This window comes from Mycobacterium sp. E796, from assembly GCF_001672815.1.
Taxonomy (GTDB): domain Bacteria; phylum Actinomycetota; class Actinomycetes; order Mycobacteriales; family Mycobacteriaceae; genus Mycobacterium.
On sequence record NZ_LZKK01000256.1, the window covers coordinates 1 to 23,508 of the forward strand.

Below are 23,508 nucleotides of genomic sequence, written 5' to 3' on the forward strand. Positions count from 1 at the left end.
GTGATCGCCGCGACCGGCGCGGCGTCGCCGAGCACGAACTGCATCCGGGCCTCCGGCACCGCCGGATCGATCGGCACATACGCCGCCCCGGTCCTCACCACCGCCACCATCGCCACGATCGCCTCGGCCGAACGGGGCAACAGCAACACCACGCGCGCACCCGGCCCCACACCCCCACCGGCCAACAGGCCCGCCAACCGATTCGCCGCCTCATCAAGCTCGCGATAGGTCATCGAGTGGCCCTCGAAGGTCACCGCCGCCGCCTCCGGCGTACGCGCCACCTGCGCGGCGAACGCCGCCGCAATCGACACCGGCGGATCCACCGCCTCGATCAACGCCGCCCCGTTGCCCCATTCCCCCAACCGGATACGCTCGGCGTCGTCCAGCACGCCGATCGACGACAGCAGACACGCCGGGTCTGCGGTCATCGCCGCCAGCAGCCGCTCTAACCGTCTCGCTAGATCGGAGACGTCGAAATTCGGAAATGGCCCCCCGCCGCCCGCCGTGCTGAGAAACAGCTGGTCACCCGCGCCCGAGAAGACCAAGGCAAAATCGCCCACCTGGCCAGGATTGGTGAATGACGCGGATGCCTCTACGCCAGCGAAGTCCATCGTCATTTTCGACGGCATGAAATTGACGCTCACCCTGTCGGTTGAGTGCTCAGGGCCGCGGTTATGCGCTCTGCGCTCAAGCGCGTGCACCGGGAACCGCTGATGCTGCAACGCTTCCCGTATCCGCGCGTCAACGTGTTCACACAAGCCTGCGACCGTAGCGCCCGGCGCGAGCCTCAACACGAGCGGCACCACTCCGGAGACCATGCCGGGGAGCGTCTTGGATTCCGGCCGCACTCGCCTGCTGACCGGAAAGTCGAGCACCACCTCTGAGCCCTCGGTGGACCAGCTGCGCACCAAAATCGCGCACGCCGTGGTGATTATCGATGACCGAGGTACGTTCCACTCGTCGGATAACTCTTGAACTCGTCGAAGAACCACGGGGTCCAATCGAACCGGTGCCGATGGTTGAGCCGAATCACCTTTCTCGGCGACTCGAGGCAATCGATTATGCGGTGCGCTTTCCGGCGGAAGGTTCCCCGTCCAATAGTCACGATCTTCCGCGTAATCGGTAGATGCTTCGTATTCCGACTCGTAGCGGACCAAGTCCTGCAGCGAGCCGAAAAAGGCGGGCGGAATGGGCGCGCCGGAAACAATGGCAGCGTAGACGGTTGCAATTCGGTTGGCAAGAAGGGTGATTCCGGACCCGTCGATGATAATATGGTGAAAGCAGCCGAATAAATAGAACTCATCGACCCATGTTTGAAATAATGCAAACCTGAACAGCGGACCGGCCCACGGCATTGGCGTGCGTTGGATCGATAATGCCATTTGACGGGCTTCTTGAACGGGATGGCGCGAGTTGCTTAGGTCGTGAAAAGCCACCTCGACATTCGGGTAGTCGAGCGCCCGTTGGAAAACCTGACCGTCAGCCTCGAAGATGGCGGCCCGCGCCGGCTCGGCCTCTCGCATCACTTGACAGATCGCCCGCTCCAGCAACTCACGGTTCACCGTGCCGTCGAATCGGACAAGCACGCCGAGCTGCCACTCTGTGTCAGAGCGACCAGTTTCCTGCGCAAGCCAAATGTCCAGCTGCCCCCGCGTCAACGGGAGGGCCCGGTCATCAAGTTCCATCCGGATTACCTATCAAGCCCCTGTCCTGCTGCCAGCCTTTCTCGCAACGTCTTCGGCCGTATGTCTGTCCAGTTCTGTTCGATGTAGTCCAGACACGCGGCGCGGTCCGCTTCGCCATACACGACTCGCCAGCCGGCCGGCACATCGGCGAAGGCCGGCCACAGGCTGTGCTGTTCCTCGTCGTTAACCAAGACGAAAAAGCTGCCGTTGTCGTCGTCGAACGGATTAATGCTCACCGCGTCTCCAGACGGTCTAACTGGACAGAGGTATAACAAGTTCTAAACCATACTGGAGCCCCACAGAGATTGTCTAAGCCTTCCGAGATTTTGAGGTGGCCGGGATCTACTGGCTCCATCGCATCCAGCAGGTTGGTTAGGCGAACTATTGGTATGGTTCGCCCTGCGCACCCCTACCCGTGGTTTGCGGATCGGCGGCTTCAGCCGTCGACAACACTCCCGGGCCGGACGGGGGCGGCCAGAACATGCAGGAAGATCGCGGTAGGCCAGGACGGACGACGGCCGAGGTCTTCAATCGCCGTCCGGCAACGCATATGTAATAGGCGCCGGAAATTGTGGAGCCGTCACCCCGCGGTGACTCGCGCAGCCTTCCGAACTACTCCCTCTCGCTCGAGAACACATCCTCGAGCGCCGCGGTGTCCCGCTTTCCCCGGGCACGCGCATTCGGCGGTGCGGGGCGCCGAGCCGACATCTTCGAGACAGCACACCTCGATACCGCTGCTGCCCATCGGTCACTTGCTGCTCCGGATTGCGCCGACGCGGAGGCATCGGAACAACAAGAAAAAAATTCATGACGCCTAACGCGCAAAGGTTGAGCCGCTACCCGACGTGAGCCGGTCGTGTAGCATGCAACGTGATTTGGGCGGCACGTTGAACCGGTGTATTCCAAGTCAATTTATCCACAATAAAGACACCATGTTACCGATCATGGGTCAAAGCAAATCTGGTTGAGGCGACAAAAATGGACAGCCATAGCGAACCTTCGGTGCAGGTTGGAACGAAGGATAATTCACCCGTCGCAATGTCGGAGCACCTTGCTGACGACCTACTTTCCACGACCGCCGGCGGGTGGAAAAGCTTTTACAATTTGCTCAGCCGCCGCTTGGAAGAGGCCGGGGTCGCCGATTCATCGTTTTTCCTGAATTACGGGTACGCGTCGCTGGGTTCCAACGACGAATCTGCTTTCGACATCCGTCCGGGAACTTTCAACGCCAACTCGGTCCGGTTGGTGTTCGAAGTCATCGGATCGGTTGACCTCAATGACCGGACAGTCGTTGAAATAGGCTGTGGCCGCGGCGGCAACGCCGCACTTATCGCGGAGAAGTTCAGCGCCCAAGTGATCGGCATCGACATGTCCTCGGAAGCGATCGCATTCTGCAGCAAAACGCACGTGAAGCGTCCGATAGACTTCCGCGTCGGCGATGCATTGAATATTCCGCTGCCGGATGCGTCGTGCGATGCCGTCGTCAACGTGGAGTCCTCACATTCATATGGCAATCTGCCGAAATTCCTCAGCGAAGTTCGCCGGATTTGCCGGCCCGGAGGATGGTTCTTACATACCGACTTCTTGAGCCCCGAGGACTGGGACCAGGTGAGGATGCGTCTGAAACGCTCGGGCTTCGTCACCGAAAGCGACCGGGACATTACCGGTAACGTGCTGGCCTCGCGCGATCAGGCAAGCGACACGTGGGCTCAGGTTTATGGCGACGGAAATGCCCGCGTCGCCAACTTCCTTGCCCTGCCCGGCTCTGCCATCTACGAACAGATGCGGGCCGGTTTGCTGGAGTACCGGATACTCCGATCTCAACTGCGTGCCGAAGCCGCCTAGCGTCGAGACCGATACGCCGCTGGCAGCTCGTCGACGGTGAGATTTTCACGGTCGCCGAGGCCGACCTCTGGTCGCCCACTTATCGGCATCCCTGGTCGGACCGCCACCCGCGCGGATGCAGCCGCTTATTACGTGGGCTCGGCCAATCCGACCGAATCCGCCTTATCCGATTCCGGCACCTGACCGGCCAGGTACTCGGCCAGCGACCCGATGGTCGGATAGTCGAACACCGCTGTGGCGCTGATCGTGAACGCGCCCCCGAACTGCGGAAGCAACCGGTTGCTGAATTCGACCGCCATCAGCGAGTCGGTGCCCAGTTCCAGGAACCGGCTGGTTGCGGCCGGCGGTTGCGCGAGCCTCAGGAAATTCTGGACCTCGTAGCGCAGGTATTCGGTCAGGAAGCTGCCGCGCTCCGCCTCGGGCACCTCGTGCAGTTGCCGCAACAACTCGCTGTCGCCGCGGGTCGCCGTGACAGCGCTCGGCAGCACATGGTCGAGCATCGCCGGGCGAGAGGCGCCCAGCCCCTTCGCGGCGCGCTGCCAATTGGCCTTGATGACGGTCGCCTGCCCGGTTCCGTGGGCGAGGATCTCGTCGAGCGCGGTGAGCGCGGCCGAGGGTTCCAGCGGAATCAGGCCTTGCGCGCTGAGGTTGGCGCGCGCGGCGTGCGAGGTGGCCATGCCGCCCTTGGCCCACGGGCCCCAGTTGATCGCCGTCGCCGGCAGGCCTTGGGCCCTGCGCTCGGCAACGAGCCCGTCGAGCAGCGCGTTGGCGGTCGCGTAGTTGGCCTGACCCGGTGAACCGATCACGCTGGAGGCCGACGAGTAGACGATGAAGAAGTCGAGATCGTCGTCCTTCGTGAGCCGGTGCAGGTGGCAGGCGCCGAAGGCCTTGGGCGCCAGCGCCTTGCGGAACCCTTCGAGGGTCTGCTGTGGCAGCAGCGCGTCCTCGAGGACGCCCGCCAGGTGCGCCACCCCCGCGAGCGGCGGCAACTCCGCCCGGATCCGCTCCAGCAGCTGTTCGACCTCCGGCTCGTCGCCGACGTCGGCCGTGAAGACGTGGATCCGGCTCCGGTAGCGCTCGGTGATGTCGTCGATGGCCAGCTGTGCGTCCGCATCCGGTGCGCGACGGCTGGTCAACACGATGTCACCGGCGCCGAGCTGGGCCAGATGGGCCGCCGTGTGCAGGCCGAGCGCACCGACGCCACCGGTGATCAGGTAGCTGCGGTCCCCGCGCGGCTGCAGCGGTTGCGGCATCTGCAGCACGATCTTGCCGATGTGCCGGGCCTGCTGCATGCGCCGGAACGCGGTCTTGGCCTCCGTCACCGGGTAGACCTCGGCCGCGAGCGGCGCCAGTTCGCCGGCGGCCATGCTGTCCGCCACTTCGGCCAGCAAGTTCCCGGTCCGCTCGGGTTCGTTTTCGATGCACCAGTCCAGCGCGATGATCTCGTAGGCGATGTCGGGACGGGCCGCCGCCATCTGCTCGCGCGTCCAGATGTCACGCTTGGCGATCTCGGCGAACCGGCCGCCCTGCGCGGTCGCCCGCACGGTCGCTTCGATGAAACCCTCGTTCGTGAGGCTGTTGAGAACCACGTCGACCCCGGCACCGCCGGTGTCGGCCAGGATCTGGTCCGCGAAGTCCGTGCTGCGCGAGTCGTAGATGTGCTGCACGCCCATCTTGCGCAGCGTCGCGCGCTTGTAGGCGCTGGCGGTGGCGAACACGGTCGCACCGCGTTGCTGGGCTATCTGGATCGCGGCCAGACCGACGCCACCACTGGCGGCGTGGATCAGCACCCGATCACCGGGCCCGACCTGCGCCCAGTCGAACGCCAGCCGGGTGGTCAGCGCCCCGGCGGGGATGGTCGCCGCTCCCACGGCACTCACCCCGTTCGGCACCGCCGCCAGGAACTGGGCCGGCACGTTGACCCGGGTGGTGAACGACCCCGGCATGAAGCCGAAGACGCGCTGGCCGACTTCGAAACCGGTCACGCCGGAACCCAACTCGGTGACGACGCCGGAGAGGTCACCGCCGCCGATCCGTCCCGGATCGCCCGGATACAGGCCGAGCACGTTGAGCACATCCCGGAAGTTGAGGCCGGCGGCCTCCACCCGGATCTGCACCTCACCGGCGCCCGGCGGCGGGACATGGATCTCGGACAGACGAAGGTTGTCGATCGCGCCGCGCTCGGTCACATCCAGGAGGTAATCGCTCGATCGCGGCACCTCGAGATGACCGTCGCGCGCCCAGGGCAGCAGCCGCGGCACGAAGTACTTGCCTTGTCGCAAAGCGAGTTCGGGCTCCTCGGCCGGTGTGCCGAGCAGGCCCGCCAGCGAACGCACCGCGTCGTCGGCGCCGTCGCTGTCGACCAGCCGGCAGCGCAGGCTCGGCTGCTCGGTGAGCACGGTGCGCCCGAAGCCCCACAGCGCCGACTGCGCCGAGTCCACCGGCTCACCGGACTCGGTCGCCACCGCGCGTTCGGTGACGATCCACAGTCCGCCGGTGAGCTTCAGATCTTGCTGCGCGAGCAGCGTGCGCACCACCGTGAGCAGCTCGTCGATCTCGGTCTCGAGCCGCGTGGCGAATTCGGGGCCGGTTTCTTCCGTCTCGGGCCGTCCGGGGCTGCGCCAGACGACGCCGGAAACGGGGGCACCGCGCTCCTGCGCCTCATCGAGCAGCCGCCTCCAGTGCTCGGGATCGACCGCACGGTCCACCGAGACTGCGCCCGGCACCTCGGCCGCCAGCCCGTCGAACCCGGCGATCAGCCAGGTGCCGTCGCCGCTCTTGTCGGCGCCGCCCGACGCCGGCGCGGGCACTTCCTCCCAGCCGAGGGTGTACAGGTTGCGGGTGGCATCGCCGCCGAGCCCGCGCAGCAGCGCCTCCCGCGGCGCGCGTTTGACCGTGAAGTCGCGAATCTCGCCCAGCTGGCGACCGTCGCGATCCACGAAGTCGAGGTCGAAGGCCTGCGTTTCGCTGTCCAGGCCGCCGTTCTGCCACCGCGCGCGGCAGTAGAACCGTCGTGGCATCTTGTCGTGCAGCACCACCCGCCCATACCGCAGCGGCAGGAACAGATCGCTCAGGGCCTGGCCTTCATCGGTCGCCGAGAGCGCGGCCTCCAAGGCCGGGAAGGCGATTCCCGTGCACAGGTCGAGCAGCACCGGGTGGATCGGCTCGCTACCGAGCTGCTCGGCAAGCTCCTCGCCGATCGCGATGTCGCCGACCGCCTCGCCGTCACCGGCCCACAGCGATTTGAGCGACGTGGACCAGGTCGGACCCCAGGTCAGCTCCATGTCGGCGAAGGTGTCGAACAGCTGCTGCGGGCGCGTACGCCCCAGCCGCTCGCACGCGGCGTCGATCGATTCCGTCGGCTCCAGCGCGGGCTCGTCCGCAGCGTCACCGTCGCCACCGACGATCCGACCGTCGGCGTTCAACGCCCACTCGGCGTCGCGGTCCCCGTACGGGCGGCTGTGCACCTGGAAGGTCCAGCCGCTCCCGTCCTCGAGGGGATGCACGGTCAGTTGCACCTCCCGGGAGTTCTTGTCCGGCAGGATGATCGGTTCGTAGAAGAAGACGTCGCGCACCTGGGCGGGCGCCCCGACCGCGGCGATGGCCATCGCCGCGTACGTCGCGCCCGGAACGACGACGGTGCCGTAGATGACGTGATCGGAAAGCCACGGCTGCGACTTGACGGACCACCTGCTGGTGTAGACCGAGTCGCCGGAAGCGAGATCCTTTGCGCTACCCAGGATTCCGGATGCGACGGCGCCGTCGATCGCGACGTCCGCGGTCTTGGGCCAGAAACGACGGCGCTGGAACGGATAGGTGGGCAACTCGACCGTGTGATGCGGCCGGTGGTAAAACGCGGCGAAATCGGGCCGGTGGCCCGCCACATACACCGCGGCCAGCGCTTCCGCCATCTGCTGCCAGGCGTCGACGCCCTTGCGCAGCGACACGATGGAACGCGGGGTGGCCGAGGATTCCGGCCACGCCTGCACCGCGGCCCCGGTCAGGACCGGTTGCGGTCCGATCTCCATCAGCACCGAGCAGCCCAGCGCCGCCACGGTTTGCACGCTTTCGGCGAACTGCACCGGCTGGCGGGAGTGCCGCCGCCAATACTGTGCGTCCAGCGGGGTCTCCGCGGTGATCACCGCGCCGGTGCGGTTGCAAACCAGGGGCAGGGTCGGAACGGCGAACTCGAAACCGTTTGCGAACGACTCGAATTCGTCGAGGGCCGGCTCCAGCAACTCCGAGTGGAAGGCGTGACTGGTTTCCAGCCAGGTGCAGCGGGTGCCATCACCGCTGAGCCTGGCGACGATCTGTTCCAGATCGCCCGCCGGACCCGACAGCACGGTATTGGGGCCGTTGTAAGCGGCGACCGAGATGTGCGGGAATTCGTCGGCGATGCGCTCCACCTGCTGGGCGTCGGCGAAGACCGCCACCATCCGGCCGCCCTCGGGCAGGTTCCCGAACAGCCGGCCGCGCTCGGCCATCAGCCGGGCCCCGTCCTCGAGGCTGAACACGCCGGCCACGCAGGCCGCCGCGTACTGGCCCACGCTGTGGCCCAGCACCACGTCGGGCTCGATGCCCCAGGACTGCCACAGCCGCGCGAGGCCCATCTCGACCGCGAACAGCGCCGGCTGGGCGAAAGAAGTGTGCCGCAGGGTGTCTCCCGCGTCTTCGTCGAACATCACCTCGAGCAACGGGCGCGGCAGCATCCCGTCGATCGCCTCGGCGCATTGCCTCACGGTGTCGGCGAAAACCGGCTCGGTGTCGAACAACTCGCGCGCCATCCCCGGGTACTGGCTGCCCTGCCCGGTGAACAGCCACGCCGTCTTCGGCGGGTCACCGCACTCGCCGCGCACCGCACCCGGTCCCAGCCGGTTCTCGGCCAGCCCGGCCAGCAGATCGCGGGCTGCCTGAACCGAGTCCACCACCAGCGCGGCCCGGTGCTCGAAATGCGAACGCCCCACCGCGGCCGTGTAGCACACGTCGGTGATATCGGCCTCGGGGTGCTCCTCCAGCCAGGCCCCGTACCGCTGCGCCAACGACACCAGCGCCTGCGGTGACCGCGCCGACAGGGGCAGCACGCCGACCGGTTCGTGTCCGGCGGCCCGCTCGGCCGCCGCGGTGACGTCGGGCGCCGAAGGTAACTCGGGGACTTCGGATTTCGGCGGCGCCTCCTCGATGAGGACGTGCGCGTTGGTGCCGGAGAACCCGAAGGAACTCGTCCCGGCGCGGCGCGGCCGGCCGTTGGCATGCCACGGCAGCGGCTTGTCCACCACCCGCACCGGCAGCGAGTCCCACGGAATGTTCGGCGACGGGTTCTCGAAGTGCAGGTTCTGCGGCAGGACTTCGTGCTGCAGCGACAACACGACCTTGATCAGGCCGGCAATCCCGGCCGCCGATTCGAGGTGGCCGATGTTGGTCTTCGCCGATCCGATCAGCAGCGGTCGGTTCGGGTCGCGGCCGGCGCCGTAGACGGCCGCGGCCGCCTGGACCTCGATCGGGTCGCCGAGCGAGGTGCCCGTGCCGTGCGCCTCGAGGTAGTCGACGTCGTGGCCCTCGACACCGGCACGCGCCAGCGTCGCGGCGATAAGCCGTTGCTGCGCACCGCCGTTCGGCACCGTCAGACCGCTGGACGCGCCGTCCTGGTTGACCGCGCTGCCCCGGATGACGGCACAAATCTGGTCGCCGTCGCGCTCGGCGTCGCTCAGCCGCTTGAGCACCAGGATCCCGCAGCCTTCGCTGCGCGCGTAGCCGTTCGCGGCCGCGTCGAACGTCTTGCAACGGCCGTCGGCGGCAAGCATTCTGGCGCGCGAGGTGGCGACGATGGACGCCGGGCTCACCAACACATTCACCCCGCCGGCCAGCGCCATGTCGCAGTCACCGGAATGCAGGGCCTGGCAGGCCTGATGCACCGCCACCAGCGAGGCGCTGCACGCGGTGTCCACCGCCATCGCCGGCCCCTCCAGCCCGAGCGCGAACGCGACCCGGCCCGCGATGACATTGAGCGCGTTGCCGGTGATGAAGTGGGCCTCGATGGTGTCGACCGAGTTCGCGTTCAGCAGCTGCGAATACTCGTTGGCGGCCACGCCCACGAACACGCCGGTTCGACTGCCGCGCAACCCCGCGGGCGCGTACCCGGCACGCTCCAGGCCCTCCCACGCGATCTCGAGCATCAACCGTTGCTGCGGATCCATCCACACGGCCTCGCGCGGGGAGATCCCGAAGAATTCCGGGTCGAATCCGTCGATGCTTTCCAGGTATCCGCCGTAGCGGGTGTAGATCTTGCCCGGCGCCTCGGGGTCCGGGTCGTAGTACTCGTCGACGTCGAAGCGGTCGTCCGGGATCTCCCGGATCGCGTCGACACCGCCGGACAGCAAGTCCCAGTACGCCTCGGGATCCGGCGCGCCCGGGAAGCGGCAGGCCACCGCGACGATCGCGATCGGCTCGTCGGTGCGCGCCGTCACCGCGGCCGCGGCCGGCGAAGGCTGAGCCGCCGCGGTCGCCGGCGCCGGGGCGTCCAGGCTGAGTACGTCGTTGACCAGGAAATTCGCGACGTCGGTGATGCGCGGGTAGTCCATCGCCAGGGTCGACGGCAGCTCCGCGCCCACCGCTCGCTCGAGCCGGCGGCGCAGTTCGACGGCCATCAGCGAGTCCATGCCGAGGTCGAAAAGCCCGGCCTCCTCGCGGATTTCCGCGGGATCGATGCGGGTCACCTCCGCGACGGCGTCGCGCAGATAGTCCACGACGAGCTTCTTCCGCTGCCCCACCGGGGCGGCGGTGAGCCGTTCCACCAACTGGGTGGACCCCGAGGAAGAGGCCTGTTCCGCCCCCGCCATTTCGGTGGGCACCTCGCGCTGCAACTGCGTGAAGAACGCACGCTTCCCCGCCATTTGGTACAGCGGCAGGAACTTGGCCCAGTCGATCCGGGCCACCACCCCGTGTGACGCACCCGAGGACGCCATCAGCTCGGCCATGCCCGCCAAGGCATCAGCGGGCGCCAAGGGCTGGACGCCGCGCTTGTCGAGCTCCGCGCGGGCGGCCTCGTCGGCCATGCCGGCGTTCGACCACGGGCCGAAGTTGACGCTGACCCCGGGCACACCCTGCTCACGCAGGCGCCAGGCCAACCCGTCGAGGAAGGCGTTGGCCGCGCTGTAAGCCGTTTGGCCGCCGGCGCCCCACACCCCGGCGATCGAGGAGGTGCTCAGGAAGAAGTCCAGCTTCAGATCGGCGGTGGCTTCGCTCAAATTCCAAGCGCCCCAGACCTTCCCGGCGAACACCCGATCCACTTCGGCGTCGTCCAGGGCTTGCAGCGGGGTGGTGCTGATCTCACCGGCGGCATGGACGACCCCGGCCAGCGGCGGGAGGTCGGCCCGCAAGGTGGCCAAGACGTGGGCGACGTCGTGCGGGTTGGAAACGTCGGCCGTGATGACCCGGACTTCGGCGCCCGTCTGTTCGCGGATCGCGTCGATGCGTTGTTGCGCGGCCTCGCTGGGTGCGCGCCGGCTGGTCAGCACCAGATGCCGGGCGCCGTGCTCGACGAGATACTCGGCGACCTCCAGCCCGATCGCGCCGAGCCCGCCGGTCACCAGATACGTCGCGTCGTCACGCAGCGCCAGCGGCGTCGCGACCGGCTGCCCCGTGCGTCGGGTCAACCGGGGAACGTAGACCGCCTGGTCCCGAAGCGCGAGTTGGTCTTCACCGGCCGGTGCCGCCTCCAGCTGCTCGACGAGCAGGGACCACTGGTCGGCGCCGTCGCCGGCCAAATCCGCCAGTCCGCCCCACAGTCGGGGATGTTCCAGCGCGGCGGCGCGACCGAAGCCCCACAGGGACGACTGCGCCGGTGACACCTTGTCCGACGCGGTAACCCGTTGTGCGCCACGGGTTATCAGCCAGATGGGCGCGCGCAGTTCGGCGGCGGCCGCGGCACGGAAGAGTCGCCGCGTTCCGCTCAGGATCTGGTGTTGCATCCGCAGCAGCGACTGCGTCGACGGCGTCGTGTCCGATCCGAGGGCGGCGAGATGCAGGATCCGCAGCGACGGTTCGTCCGCGACCGCGGTACGCAACACGCCCTGCAGCCGATCCGCGTCCGCGTCGGACACCGGCAGCCCGACGATTTGGTGGCGGTGACCGCGCGCGGTCAGCGCGTCGACCAACGGCTGGACCGCCTCGGCGTCGTCGGTGACGAGCAGCCATGCGGAGCCCTCGCCGGCGCCCGAGGCCTTGGTGGCGGACTTCTCCCAGCGGATCTCGTAGCGGGAGTCCACGATGGACTGGGCGTTGCGCTGTTGGTTGTGTTCTGCCGCAAGCTGTCTCAGCACATCGACGGTCTGCGGATCGCTGTTCCCGCCGCCCAGCAGCGCCGCGAGTTCCTCGATCCGGCCGTCCTCCAGGAGCCCGACAGCTTGGGTCCGCACGGCCGAGCCCTGGCTCGAGGTCTGGGTGGGCGTGGCCCGCTGCTCACGGAACCAGTACTCGCGGTGCTGGAACGGATAGGTGGGCAGGTCGAGCTTGCGCGCCGTCGCCGGCGCCAAAGCGGCGAAGTCGGGCCGGTGCCCGACGATGTAGGCGTTGGCGAGGGCTTCGGTGATCTGGCGGTGATCGGCGATGTTCTTCCGCATCGACGCGATCGCCCGGGGCGCGGTGGCCGGGTCCGGCCACGCGCGCATGGCCGCCGCGGTGAGGATGGGTTGCGGGCCGATCTCAAGCAGCATCGTGCAGTGCAGCTCGGAAAGCGTGCGCACGCTCTTGGCGAACTCGACCGGCTGCCGCGCATGGCGGCGCCAATACGCGCCGTCCAGTTTCGCGCTTCGGCCCAGGGCCGCGCCGGTTCGGTTGCACACCAACGTCTTTTGGGGCGCGCCGAACTCGAACCGGTTCGCGTACGACTCGAACTCGTCGAGGACCGGATCCAGCAGTGCCGAGTGGAAGGCGTGGCTGGTGTCGAGCCAGTCGCAGCGCACACCGTCGGCTTCCAGGCCGGCCACCGCCTGGTCCAGATCCTGCACGGGCCCCGACAGCACGGTGTTGGCGCCGTTGTAGGCCGCCACGGACAGGCTCGGGAACTCGTCGGTCATGCTTTCCACCCGCTCGGGGGCGGCGAAGACCGCGACCATCCGGCCGCCGTCGGGCAGGCTGCCGAACAGGCGGCCGCGCTCGGCCATCAGCAGCATTCCGTCCTCGAGCCCGAACACGCCGGCCACGCAGGCCGCCGTGTATTGGCCGACGCTGTGGCCGATCACCACGTCCGGTTCGAAGCCCCACGACTGCCAGAGGCGGGCCAGGCCCATCTCCACCGCGAACAACGCGGGCTGGGCGTAGCTGGTTTGCCGCAGGGCGTCGTCACCGTCCGGATCGAAAATGACATCCAGCAACGGTCTCTCGAGCACGTCGGCGACCGCCGCCGCGCACCGGGTCATCGTCTCGGCGAACACCGGCTCGGTCTCGAAGAGCTCCCGGGCCATGCCGGCATACTGGCTGCCCTGACCGGTGAACAACCACGCCGTCTTCGGCCGATCGGTGCACTCACCGCGCAGCAGGCCCGGCGCCGGGCGATCGTCGGCCAGCGCGGTCAGCTGCTCGCGCGCGGCGTCTGTCGAATTCACCACCAGGGCGGCCCGGTGCTCGAAGTGTGAGCGCCCGGCCCCGGCCGTCAGGCAGACGTCGGCCAACGACGCCTCGGGGTGGGCGGCCAGCCAATCGGCGTATGCGTTGGCGAGCTGCGCCAACGCGGCCGGGTTGCGCGCCGAGAGCGGCAACAGGCTGAACCGCCGGTCGTCCAACGGAGCCGCCGGCGTCGCGGCAACCGGGGCTAGCTCGGGTGCTTCCTCGATGATGATGTGCGAGTTCGTCCCCGAGAACCCGAACGAGCTGACCCCCGCGATGCGGGGCCGTCCGCCGCGTTTCCAGGGCAGCGGCTCGTCCACGACCCGCACCGGCAGCCGGTCCCAGGGAATGTGCGGCGAGGGCTTGGAGAAGTTCAGGTGCTTCGGCAGCACCTCGTGCTCGAGCGACAGGATCACCTTGATCAGACCCGCGATACCCGCGGCCGCCTCCAGGTGCCCGATGTTGGTCTTCACCGACCCGATCAGCAACGGCCGGTCGGCGTCGCGGCCCTTGCCCAACGCCGCACCGGCGGCCTGGACTTCGATCGGATCACCGAGCGAGGTGCCGGTCCCGTGCGCCTCGAGGTATCCCACGTCACCGGGTGCGACACCCGCGCACTGCAGCGCCTCGGCGATCACCCGCTGCTGGGCGACGCCGTTGGGCACCGTCAATCCACCCGACGCGCCGTCCTGGTTGACCGCGCTGCCCCGGATGACGGCCCGGATCCGGTCGCCGTCCCGGATGGCGTCCTCGAGGCGCTTCACCACGACGACACCGGCACCCTCGCCGCGCACATAGCCGTCGGCGGACGCGTCGAACGTCTTGCACTTCCCGTCCGGGGCCAGCATGTGCGCGTGCGAGAAGGTCATCGCGGTCTTCGCGCTGAGCAGGACGTTCACGCCGCCGGCCAGCGCCAGGTCACATTCCCCGAAGCGCAGCGCCTGGCACGCCTGATGGACGGCGACCAACGACGAGCTGCACGCCGTGTCGACCGACACCGCCGGGCCCTGCAGCCCCAGCCCGTAGCTGATCCGGCCCGCTCCCGCCGCGGACGACGTCCCGATCGCTACGTAGGCCTCGATCTCCTCGTAACTCAGTTGTTCCGATATCAAGCCCAGGTAGTCGTGGGTGCCCAGGCCCATGAACACACCGGTCTTGGTGTTCGCCAGAGCCGACGGGGCGGTGCCCGAATGCTCCACCGCCTGCCAGGCCGTCTCCAGCAGGATCCGGTGCTGCGGGTCGATCAGCATGGTCTCCCGATTGGACAGCCCGAAGAACGGCGCGTCGAATCCCGTCACGTCGTCGATGAACCCGGCCCGGCGGCTGACGATCTTTCCGGGCGCGTCGGGGTCCGGGTCATAGAACCGGTCGACGTCCCAGCGGTCCGGTGGCACCTCCGACAGCGCATCCCGGCCTTCGGCCAGCACCTCCCAGAACCCGTCGGCGTCGGCCGCGCCCGGAAGGCGCACCGCATACCCGACTATCGCGAAGCTCTCACCCGTCCCCTGCGAGCCACGAAGATCGGTCATTTCCGACCGCCGATCATCTGCTGTTGCTCCTCGTCGTTAACCAAGACGAAAAAGCAGCCCCTGCCATCTTCGAAGGGATTGATGCTCAACCGCGTCTCCAGACCATCTACTTGCACATGGGTTTAACAAGTTCTTGACCATACTTGCTGGGTGAGACGCCTGTCACGCGAATAGGTAAGTGAGACCTCCGTCATGCCCGTTGCTAATCGGCGGGTTCAGCCAGAGCTCCAGAATTCGTCCCGTCCGGCGGATCTGACCTGCAGCGATGGGTTGAATTTCGAGGCGTTTTCGCCACTGGCCTGCCACGGGGCTCGCCGCCAGTTCAGCCCGCGCGCTTGACGCGGGCGAAATCCTCCACGTGGTCCGCGGCGGCCACGGCGCTTTTGCCGGGTTCGCTCATCCGCACGGCGAGCTCGCGCGCGTGGGCCAGGCACTCCGGATCGAGAATGGTTCGCAGATCCGCGATAAACGATTCCTTGGTCGTGCGCGAGATGCGCCGCCCGGTGCCGACGTTCAATTGTTTGACCTGCGCTGCCCAGGGCGCTTGAGCGGGCAAATTCCAGAGAATCAGTGTCGGGCGTCCGGCGCGAAGGCCCGCGGCCGTGGTGCCCGCGCCGCCGTGGTGAACTACCGCGCGGCAGGCCGGGAAGATGGCCGTATGGTTCACCGCTCCCACCACCTTGAGGTGCTCGGAATGGGGAACGTCGCTGAAGTCAGTCCCGCCGGCGCAAACCAACCCACGCTCACCCAGCCGCGCGCAGGCCTCCTCGATCATGGCCAGCGTGTCGGCTGCGGATGCGACCGCCGGGCTGCCAAACCCGAAGTAGATCGGCGGTGGTCCCGCAGCGACCCACGACGCGACCTCCTCGTCGGCATCCGTGGCCAACTGCAGCGTCAGCGCACCGACAAACGGCCGTTGGCCATCCCACTTCGCCCATTCGGCTGCCAGCCCGGGAAAGCACACCTCGTCGTAGGCCTGGAGTTCCAGTGATCCGCGTTCTGCGATTCGCCGCGTCCAGGGGACCGTGGCCTTGGGCAGACCCAGTTCGCGACGCTGGGCCTCTTCGACCTTCTTCGTCAGGAGCCAGTACTCCCACGCGAATACCTCCGCCATGACGTGGTTGCGACGGGGCCGTGCCGGGGAGAAATGCAGTGCGGCCATCGGAATGTCGTAATAGTCGGCGACGTTGCTCACCACCGGCTCAATACTCTGGCCGGCGATCACCACGTCGGCTCCATCGGCCGCCGACGTCACGGTCCTGCTCATCTCTTCCCAGCACCGGGCGCCGAGCCCCCAACTTTCGCGGCCGAAACTGATCAGTTCGTGGAGCCGCCAGGGTCGGCGCCGAAAAGAGTTCCAGAATGGACGCACCGCTTGCATTGTGGTCGACCAATCCAGACCGAAGGGAACCGCATCAAGCCCGGCCGATTCGGCGAAACCGACGAGGTCCGGCGGGACGGCGATGCAACCGTCGTGCCCGCGGCGCAGCAGCTCACGACCGAGCACGACGCAGGGCTCGATGTCGCCGCGACTTCCCCAGTTCGCCAACACAAATTTCATGCGTTTCCTTTGGGCTTTCTATGGGCGCAACAAGTGCAAGACCTTACTTCGTGGTGGTGGCGTCCGCTCGCTAATCTCACGCAAAGGCAATCAACCACGCGGTCGGCGGGATAGTCCCGGCAGCGCCCAGTCGCCGTTAGCCCAACCGCTTAAGGCAGGCGAATTCTTCCAGGAGGTCAGCGGCGGCCGCGGCGCTTTTGGCGGGTTCGGTCATCCGGGTGGCGATCTCGCGGGCGCGGGCGACATATTCCGGGGCGAGAATGGTGCGGAGGTCGGCTACCAGCGTTTTCTGGGTGGCGCTCGAAAAGCGCCGGGCGGCACCCACTTTCAGCCGTTTGACGGCGGTCCCGTAGACGGCGTGAACGAGGTCCCAATAGAGGATCAGCTGGGGGACCCCCGCGCGCATGGCAATGGGGGTGGTGCTCGAGCCGCCGTGGTGGACGAGCGCCCGGCAGGCGGGAAAGACGGCCGGGAAGTTCACCGCGCCCACGACCTTGACGTGGTCGGGGTGCGCAACCCTGCCGAAGTCGGTTCCGGCGGCGCCGATCAATGCCCGCTCGCCTAACTCCGCGCAGGCCGCGCCGATCATGGCGATCGTCTCGGCCGGGGATTCGACCGGGATGCTTCCGAACCCGAAGTAGATCGGCGGCGTTCCCGCGGCAATCCAGGACGCGACCTCGTCGTCGGCGTCCGTCGCCAACCCGAGCGTCAGGGTGCCGACAAATGGTCTTTGCCGGCCCCATTGCGCCCACTCGGCGGCCAGCCCGGGAAAGCACGCCTCGTCGTAGGCCTGGATTTCCAACGATCCGTTTTCGGTGATCCGTCGCGGCGCGGAGGTTTTTGCCTTCGGTAAGCCGAGTTGTCGGCGCTGGGCGTCCTCGGCCTTTTTCGTCCCTCGCCAAGACGCCCACCAAAACGCCCGCACCGCTGAGCGACCCACCGGCGCGGGCAGGAATGGCAGGACCTGGCCGTTGGGCCGCAGCGGAAAGTAATGCAATGTGGCCAGCGGAATACGGTAATGCTGCGCCACGTTGGCGGCAGCGTCCTCGAAATTGATGCCCGTGAATATGAGGTCGGCCCCGTCCGCGAGCGACATCAGAGTCGCGCTCATCTCCTGCCAACCCTGAAGAAGAGGCCCGGCGATTTCGAGTCGCGACCTGATCAGGTCCCGGATTCTCCACGGGTGGCTGAAAAAGCACGTCCAGAACTCGCGGTGCGCGTCCAGGATGGACTGTGCCTCCGGCCCGAAGCCGACCGCCGCCACACCCGCCGCCTCCGTAAAACCAACCAGGTCCGGCGGGACGGCCATGCACACGTCATGCCCTCGGCGGTGCAACTCACGGCCGACGGCGAGGTTGGGTTCGACGTCGCCGCGGCTCCCCCAGCTGGCCAACACAAATTTCATCGAGGCCCTAGTCCCTCACTTTCCGTGCGGGTTGGCGCCTTACTTCCGCGGAGATCCGGCTGCCTCGCCGAGCAATTGGCCGAGAGACCGAGCCGGCTTCAGGTTGAGCAAGCGCTTGCGATCGGCGGCGAGATCCGCGTAGGTGAGCGCGTCGACCTCGGCGGGCGAGTAGGGCAGTCGTGACTCTGGGGGTCCTTTGCGCACGACACCAACGCCGGTGTCGCACTTCAGCACCGCGATTTGCAGGTCGTCGCGCGTGCTGCGCAGGTGAACGATCGACTTCCACACGTCGCCGCTCCACAAACCAATGATCAGTGGCCCCTTCTGCTGCGCGACGAAGTCGGCCCACGACGCCGCGCGGCGGCCGATCAATTCGGTCGCGGGGTTGCAGTCGTGCAGGAAAATGACGCCATCGTCCCGCAGGTGGCGCACCGTGTTCTCGACGTCGCGCACCACCTGCTCATAGGTGTGCATCCCGTCGATCAGGGCGACGTCGATGGGGCGCTGCTCGAGGAAGGCCGCCTCGTTTGCGAAGAATTCGTCGCTGGTCGTCTCGAAGTAGTGGGTGACGCGTGCCTTCGCATCGGCCTGTTCGCGGGAGCGCGCCGAGAGCCTGAACTCCGGGTCGACGGCGATCTTCTCGTCGGCATGAATGCGACGGAACGCAAGGCCCTTCGAAACGCCGATCTCCAGATAGACGGGCTTTACTCGCCCTTCGAGCGCCCGCTGTACCGCCTTGATCCGGTTGACCCCCGGAAGGGCGTCCACCAGCATCGTGAGACCGTCGTTGAAGTTCACGCGACGATCCTTGCGATTAAACGCGTGTCTGACAAGGGGTGCGCCCGGCCCGACCGCGCAATCACCCGTTGTCCTGGGGGCCGGTCCGGGCGAGCTTGCCCAGACCCGTGATCTCCAGGCTGACCGACTTCCGCTGTCCCGCAGCGCCGAGCATGAACAAGATGTCGCCCATCGGCGCGCCCAACCAAAATCGCCAAAATCGCCTGCCGAATAAATTCCACGCATACTGGCCATTTCCGATGGACCAATAGACCGCGATCAACATGATGTAGTACACCCAGCGCCGCCACCGTGAGGTGACCATTTCGACATTCATCTCCCAGGTCTCGAGCCCCCAGGCCCGATAGCGCCACTCCAACCCGTACCGCGCTTGGAATTCATAGAATGCAAGCATTTCGCCATTGGTGACCAGATACTCGTCGAACACGAGAATCGATCCCTCGGTGAAGCGATCCTTGCATGTCTCCAACGCATGCAGACAACTCTCGTAGGTGTCCAAATCCATGTGGAAAAGCCGGATCAGGGCGGCTGGATGATCGGACAAGAACGGGGCCAACGTCTCATAGGTGCTCCCCCGGATGAACTGCACCTTGCGACCGAGCGCGTCAGGGATCCCGTCGTGCAAAATCACGCCTGTATCCGGCATGAGACGTTGAGCGAGTGGTTCGGTGAGCGAGAAGGTTCCACGCTTGAACACCATCTGGTCGTCGACTTGCCAGTCTTCGACAAGGCCCTCAAAGGTATCGAAGCCGTATACCGTGCATCCGGAAGCATCAGATATCAGCCTTGTCGACCAGCCGATCCAGACGCCTAGATCGAGCAGTAGCTCCTCGCGATCCTCAGGGCATTGCTTCGGCAGGCGCGATGCTTCCCACAGCAAGGTGTGGCCCGAAATCTTGGACCGCCGCAGATCCGCAAGCGTGTGGGCGATAAATGCGCGATATTCGTTGTCGTAAACGGTGATGTCCCGTGCATAGAGATTTGGAATGTAGCGGTCACGATCCCGATAAACCGAGCGCGCGCACAGCAGCAACAATAAAAGTACGCCAAGTCCGACGAGCAGAATCGGCAGGAAGTAACATGCCGCGGCCACGCCTAACGCGACGCCGACGAGAATCGCTTTCCACAGGTGATGGAGGTTCGTACGATCCCGCGTCGGACTACCCACTGTTGCACTATCGACTACGCTCACCGGTTCACCTCCAGGATCTCGGCTAGAGATTAGGTCCTACTGCAATGGCTTGGGATCTGACGTGGTCGCCTCGGTCTCAGCGCCTCGCCTTGACAGCCCGAACAGACGCGGTCGCCCGAGCCGACGTGATGATTCGCGAACATACCCAATCTGTTGGACAGGTGTGTGATAATTCCTCGGTTCGGAGAACCGGCCCTCCTAGCGAGTAGGTGATCTTGCCCCAAGCCGACAGCGTTACCTCTACCGAAGGGGTGCGGGTTCGGCGTTCGGAAAAGGCCGCATTCCGGCCCGACATCGAGGGCTTGCGCGCCATCGCGGTGATCGCCGTCGTTCTGTTTCACGCCGAGGTCCCCGGGGTGGGTGGCGGGTTCGTCGGCGTGGACGTCTTCTTCGTCATCTCCGGCTTCCTCATCACCGGACTCCTGTGGCGCGAAGCGAACACCACCGGCACGGTGCGGCTTCGCACCTTCTACGGGGCCCGGGCGCGCCGTCTGTTGCCCGCATCGGCCGCGGTCGGCGTCATCACCGCGATCGCCTCGGTTGTCCTGCTGCCGCCCTTGCAGGCCCGCATCGTCCTTGGCGACGGCATCGCCAGCGCGCTGTATGTCAGCAACTACCAATTCATTCACCAACAAGTCGACTACTTCGCCGGGTCGACGGCGACGTCGCCGTACCTGCACTACTGGTCGTTGGGCGTCGAGGAGCAGTTCTACCTGGTGTGGCCGGCGATGATCATCGGGACGGCGTGGCTCGTCCGGCTCGTGCGCCGGCGCGGCAAGACCGATGCCACCTCCTCGAGGCGGCCGTACCTGGTGGTCCTTGTGCTGGTCGGGGTTTCGTCGTTTGCGCTGTCCCTCGCGGTCACCTACGTGGTGCCGCCAGTCGCGTTCTTTTCGCTGCCCACCCGGGCCTGGCAATTGGCCGCCGGTGGTCTGGTGGCCCTGACGGCCGGCCGGTGGCGCCGACTTCCACCACGAGCCGCCGCGATCACCGGATGGACCGGGCTGGCCCTGATCCTGCTCGCCTGCACCTGGCTGGGCCCAGACACCCTCTACCCCGGCATCGCTGCGCTGCTGCCGACCGTGGGCGCCGCACTGGTCATCGGCGCCGGCTGCGCCGCAGCCACGCAAGGATGCGGCCGCGTCCTGGCCGTACCGCAGCTGCAGGCGATCGGCCGGCTGTCCTACTCCTGGTACCTCTGGCACTGGCCGGTGCTGGTCCTGGCACCCGCGCTGGTGGGCCACCCACTCGGGCTGCCCGGCAGGTTGGCAGCAGCCCTGGTCTCCGCCGGGCTGGCCGCACTCACCCTGCGCTACCTCGAAAACCCGCTGCGCTTCGCCGCCCCGATTCGCCGGTCGGCCATGGCCAGCCTGGCCCTCGGCGCCGCCGCCACCGCCACCGCGGTCGCCGTCGGCGTGGCGCTACTGGCGTGGATGCCCGTTCCCGTCGGCCGCGGCCCGGCCGCCGCCACGCTGGCGATCACCGCAACACCTCCCCCCGCGGGCTCGAGCCTCGACGCCTACGACACCGCAGTGCGCCAAGCGTTCGCCCAAGTGCACGCCGCGGTCGAGGCATCGACCGGCCTCAAAGCCGTACCGTCGAACCTCAACCCACCACTCGCCGACGCGGGCTCCGAATTCAGGGCGGTGTTCCTCAGCGGCTGCCTGCGCAATCTCACCGAGGTCGGACAACCCGAGTGCGCTTCCGGCGACACCGCCTCGACCACGAGGGTGGCCCTGCTCGGCGACTCGCATGCCACGATGTGGAGTCCGGCGTTCCAGCAGGTCGCCGAGCAGCAGCACTGGCGGCTGGAGACCTTGGGCAAGGGCGGCTGCGCACCGATGAACTTGCCGATCGCGGACACCGTCCGGCGCGCGGTGTCCAACGCCTTCTGCGAGCAGTGGCGCGCCCAGATCCTCGCCCGGTTGACGGCCGAGCACCCGAGGCTGGTCGTGGTGAGCATGTTCCGCGGCTACGGTGTCGGGCGCGGGTATCAGCCAGGTTTCACGTCATACGACCCGGCCTGGCTCGACGGCCTGACCCGCCTGGTGCAACAGCTCCGCGGTACCGGTGCGCAGGTGCTGGTGCTCGGGCCGATCCCCAATCCGCTCACGTCGGTGCCGGTCTGCCTGTCCGGGCACCTCGACGACGCAACGGCCTGCTCGCCGTCGAGGTCGGCAGCGGTGAACGAATCCGGCATCGCCGCCGAAGCCGCCGCCACCAAAGCCGGGGGCGGACAATACGCCGACCTCACTGAATTGTTCTGCACCGCTGACCGTTGCCCGGTAATCGTCGGCAACAACCTCGTGTACTTCGACAACGTTCATCTGACGATCGAGTACGCACGGCTTCTGGCGCCGGTAATCGGGGCGCTGGCCGAGCGCGCGCTCGCCCGAGGATAGCCCCAATAGGGAATTCAGGAGGATCCGCCGGGCACCTCTTGCGGGGTTAGTCTTTGGGTGCGTTCTTAGCTACTTTGCCGAAGCACCGGAGCAGATGTGCTGTGACGACCCGGGCCGAGACGCGGCCGGACAATCGGCTTGCGTTACTGGACCAAGGCTTTTATGCGGGGCATTGCGCCGTCGGCCAACAGGAAGTCATGCAGATCGTGTGGCTTTACGAGCACGCCATCGATTTCGACGGGCTGCGGCGTTTCCACCATAATCTCCGCCACGGGTTGCTCGGACGGCTTATCGAGCGTTCGCCGCTGCCGTTCGGCCGGCATCGGTGGGTCTTGGACCGGGGGCCGTCGGAGATCGATATCGCCGAGGCTGCCCGTCCCCGCGCGGAACTCAGCGACTGGGCCGACGAACGCTCACAACTACCCGTCGATCCCGAAGCGGGCCCGGGCTGGCATCTCGGCGTCCTTCCTCTGACCGACGGCTCGACGGCGGTCACCCTGGTGGCGTCGCACTACGTGCTCGACGGAATCGGGCTTCTCATCGCGGCGATCGAGGCGATGCTGGGCCAGACACGCGATCTTGGCTATCCGCCGCCAGGCTCACGCACGCGGCTGCGCGCCGTGGTCGAGGATTCCCGCCAAACGGCCCGGGACGTACCCGAGGTGGCCCGGGCGTTGGTCGCGTTTGCAAGGCTGGCCCGTCGGCAGCGGCGCGACGCTGCTCGTGCCGCACCGGCGGGGCGGCCCGTCACCCACAGTGGAGGCGATGACCCCGTCATCTTGCCCGGCACCACGATCCTCGTCGACCTGGACCAATGGGATGCCCGTGCGCAGGCCCTTGGCGGATCGAGCAACACGCTGGCCGCCGGGTTTACCGCAAAACTCGCCGAACACCTGGGACGTCGGCGCAGCGGTGACGGCGCCGTCACCCTGCAGGTCGTCAAGAGCGACCGCACCGAGGGAGATACGCGCGCGGTCGCGGTGTCGTTTGCCCGCGTCAGGATCGACCCGACGCGGGTGACGACGGATCTGCGTGAGGCGCGCGCCGCCATCAAACAGGCGCTGAGGGATCTGCGCGACGCCCCAGATCTGGCGTCGCAGCTGGCCGCGCTGACCCCGTTCACCCCGAAGCGAACGTGGAGGCGAGGCGTCGATGCCGCGCTCAACGACCCCGACCTGCCGGTCGTTTGTTCGCATCTCGGCGACGTCGGCTTCTCCGTGGGCCTTCTCGACGGCACCCATTGCGACTACGCCTGGGCGCGAGGGACCAGGCAGCACGTAACGCGACAGTGGATGGAGGAAACCGGCGGCCACCTGCAGGTGCTGTCTTTCAGCTCGCCGGGGCTCGGAAAGGTGTGCATTCACGTCGTCACCTATCAACCGGGCGCGGTGACCACCAAGGCCGCATTGCGGGAGCTCGCCTCGCGCACCCTCGCCGAGTTCGACCTAAGCGGCCAGATCGATTGACGAACTCAACTCGTGTGCCGCG

10 protein-coding genes are annotated in these 23,508 nt (G+C 67.0%); 3 read left to right on the forward strand and 7 right to left on the reverse strand.

The genetic code is table 11. The features are described 5' to 3' along the window. Together A5706_RS19290 and A5706_RS19295 are read right to left on the reverse strand one after the other, a co-directional pair. A partial coding sequence (locus A5706_RS19290) for a condensation domain-containing protein (RefSeq protein ID WP_156767230.1) occupies nt 1-1,685 on the reverse strand: 1,685 nt, incomplete at its 3' end. 5 nt (nt 1,686-1,690) lie between these two features. Beyond that, a complete protein-coding gene (locus A5706_RS19295) occupies nt 1,691-1,921 on the reverse strand; it encodes an MbtH family protein (protein ID WP_068133825.1) in 231 nt (76 codons plus the stop codon). Between the two features lie 742 nt (nt 1,922-2,663). Between A5706_RS19295 and A5706_RS19300 the strand changes: the two genes are divergently transcribed. Next, nucleotides 2,664-3,530, forward strand: a complete 867-nt coding sequence (locus A5706_RS19300) for a class I SAM-dependent methyltransferase (RefSeq protein ID WP_082964492.1) — start codon at nt 2,664-2,666, stop codon at nt 3,528-3,530. A 128-nt stretch (nt 3,531-3,658) separates the two neighbouring features. Here A5706_RS19300 and A5706_RS19305 read toward each other — a convergent pair whose 3' ends face one another. The 5 genes from A5706_RS19305 to A5706_RS19325 all read right to left on the reverse strand — a co-directional run bounded on the left by A5706_RS19305 (nt 3,659) and on the right by A5706_RS19325 (nt 19,618). Continuing rightward, the gene (locus A5706_RS19305; protein ID WP_068133831.1) at nt 3,659-14,662 is read right to left on the reverse strand and encodes a type I polyketide synthase; all 11,004 of its coding nucleotides are present in this window, start codon (nt 14,660-14,662) and stop codon (nt 3,659-3,661) included. A gap of 322 nt (nt 14,663-14,984) precedes the next feature. Further along, the gene (locus tag A5706_RS19310; RefSeq protein ID WP_068133835.1) at nt 14,985-16,223 is read right to left on the reverse strand and encodes a glycosyltransferase; all 1,239 of its coding nucleotides are present in this window, start codon (nt 16,221-16,223) and stop codon (nt 14,985-14,987) included. 136 nt (nt 16,224-16,359) lie between these two features. Beyond that, nucleotides 16,360-17,628 carry a glycosyltransferase gene (locus tag A5706_RS19315; protein ID WP_068133837.1) on the reverse strand — a complete coding sequence of 423 codons (1,269 nt, stop codon included), beginning with the start codon at nt 17,626-17,628 and terminating at the stop codon, nt 16,360-16,362. A gap of 39 nt (nt 17,629-17,667) precedes the next feature. After that, a complete protein-coding gene (locus A5706_RS19320; RefSeq protein WP_068133854.1) occupies nt 17,668-18,402 on the reverse strand; it encodes a class I SAM-dependent methyltransferase in 735 nt (244 codons plus the stop codon). An 85-nt stretch (nt 18,403-18,487) separates the two neighbouring features. Next, nucleotides 18,488-19,618 (reverse strand): class I SAM-dependent methyltransferase, encoded by a 1,131-nt coding sequence (locus A5706_RS19325; RefSeq protein WP_231985356.1) that lies wholly within the window; start codon nt 19,616-19,618, stop codon nt 18,488-18,490. A 251-nt stretch (nt 19,619-19,869) separates the two neighbouring features. Here A5706_RS19325 and A5706_RS19330 point away from each other — a divergent pair, with 251 nt between their 5' ends. Then, nucleotides 19,870-22,020: an acyltransferase family protein gene (locus tag A5706_RS19330; RefSeq protein WP_231985357.1), complete on the forward strand. Its 2,151-nt coding sequence runs from the start codon at nt 19,870-19,872 to the stop codon at nt 22,018-22,020. Between the two features lie 101 nt (nt 22,021-22,121). Continuing rightward, nucleotides 22,122-23,486, forward strand: a complete 1,365-nt coding sequence (locus A5706_RS19335) for a hypothetical protein (RefSeq protein ID WP_197517891.1) — start codon at nt 22,122-22,124, stop codon at nt 23,484-23,486. The last annotated feature ends 22 nt before the right edge of the window (nt 23,487-23,508 follow it).

Coding starts and splice junctions, on each gene's coding strand:
- A5706_RS19300 (WP_082964492.1), top strand. CDS start 2,664: ATGGACAGCCATAGCGAACCTTCGGTGCAGGTTGGAACGAAGGATAAT.
- A5706_RS19305 (WP_068133831.1), bottom strand. CDS start 14,662: ATGACCGATCTTCGTGGCTCGCAGGGGACGGGTGAGAGCTTCGCGATA.
- A5706_RS19310 (WP_068133835.1), bottom strand. CDS start 16,223: ATGAAATTTGTGTTGGCGAACTGGGGAAGTCGCGGCGACATCGAGCCC.
- A5706_RS19315 (WP_068133837.1), bottom strand. CDS start 17,628: ATGAAATTTGTGTTGGCCAGCTGGGGGAGCCGCGGCGACGTCGAACCC.
- A5706_RS19320 (WP_068133854.1), bottom strand. CDS start 18,402: ATGCTGGTGGACGCCCTTCCGGGGGTCAACCGGATCAAGGCGGTACAG.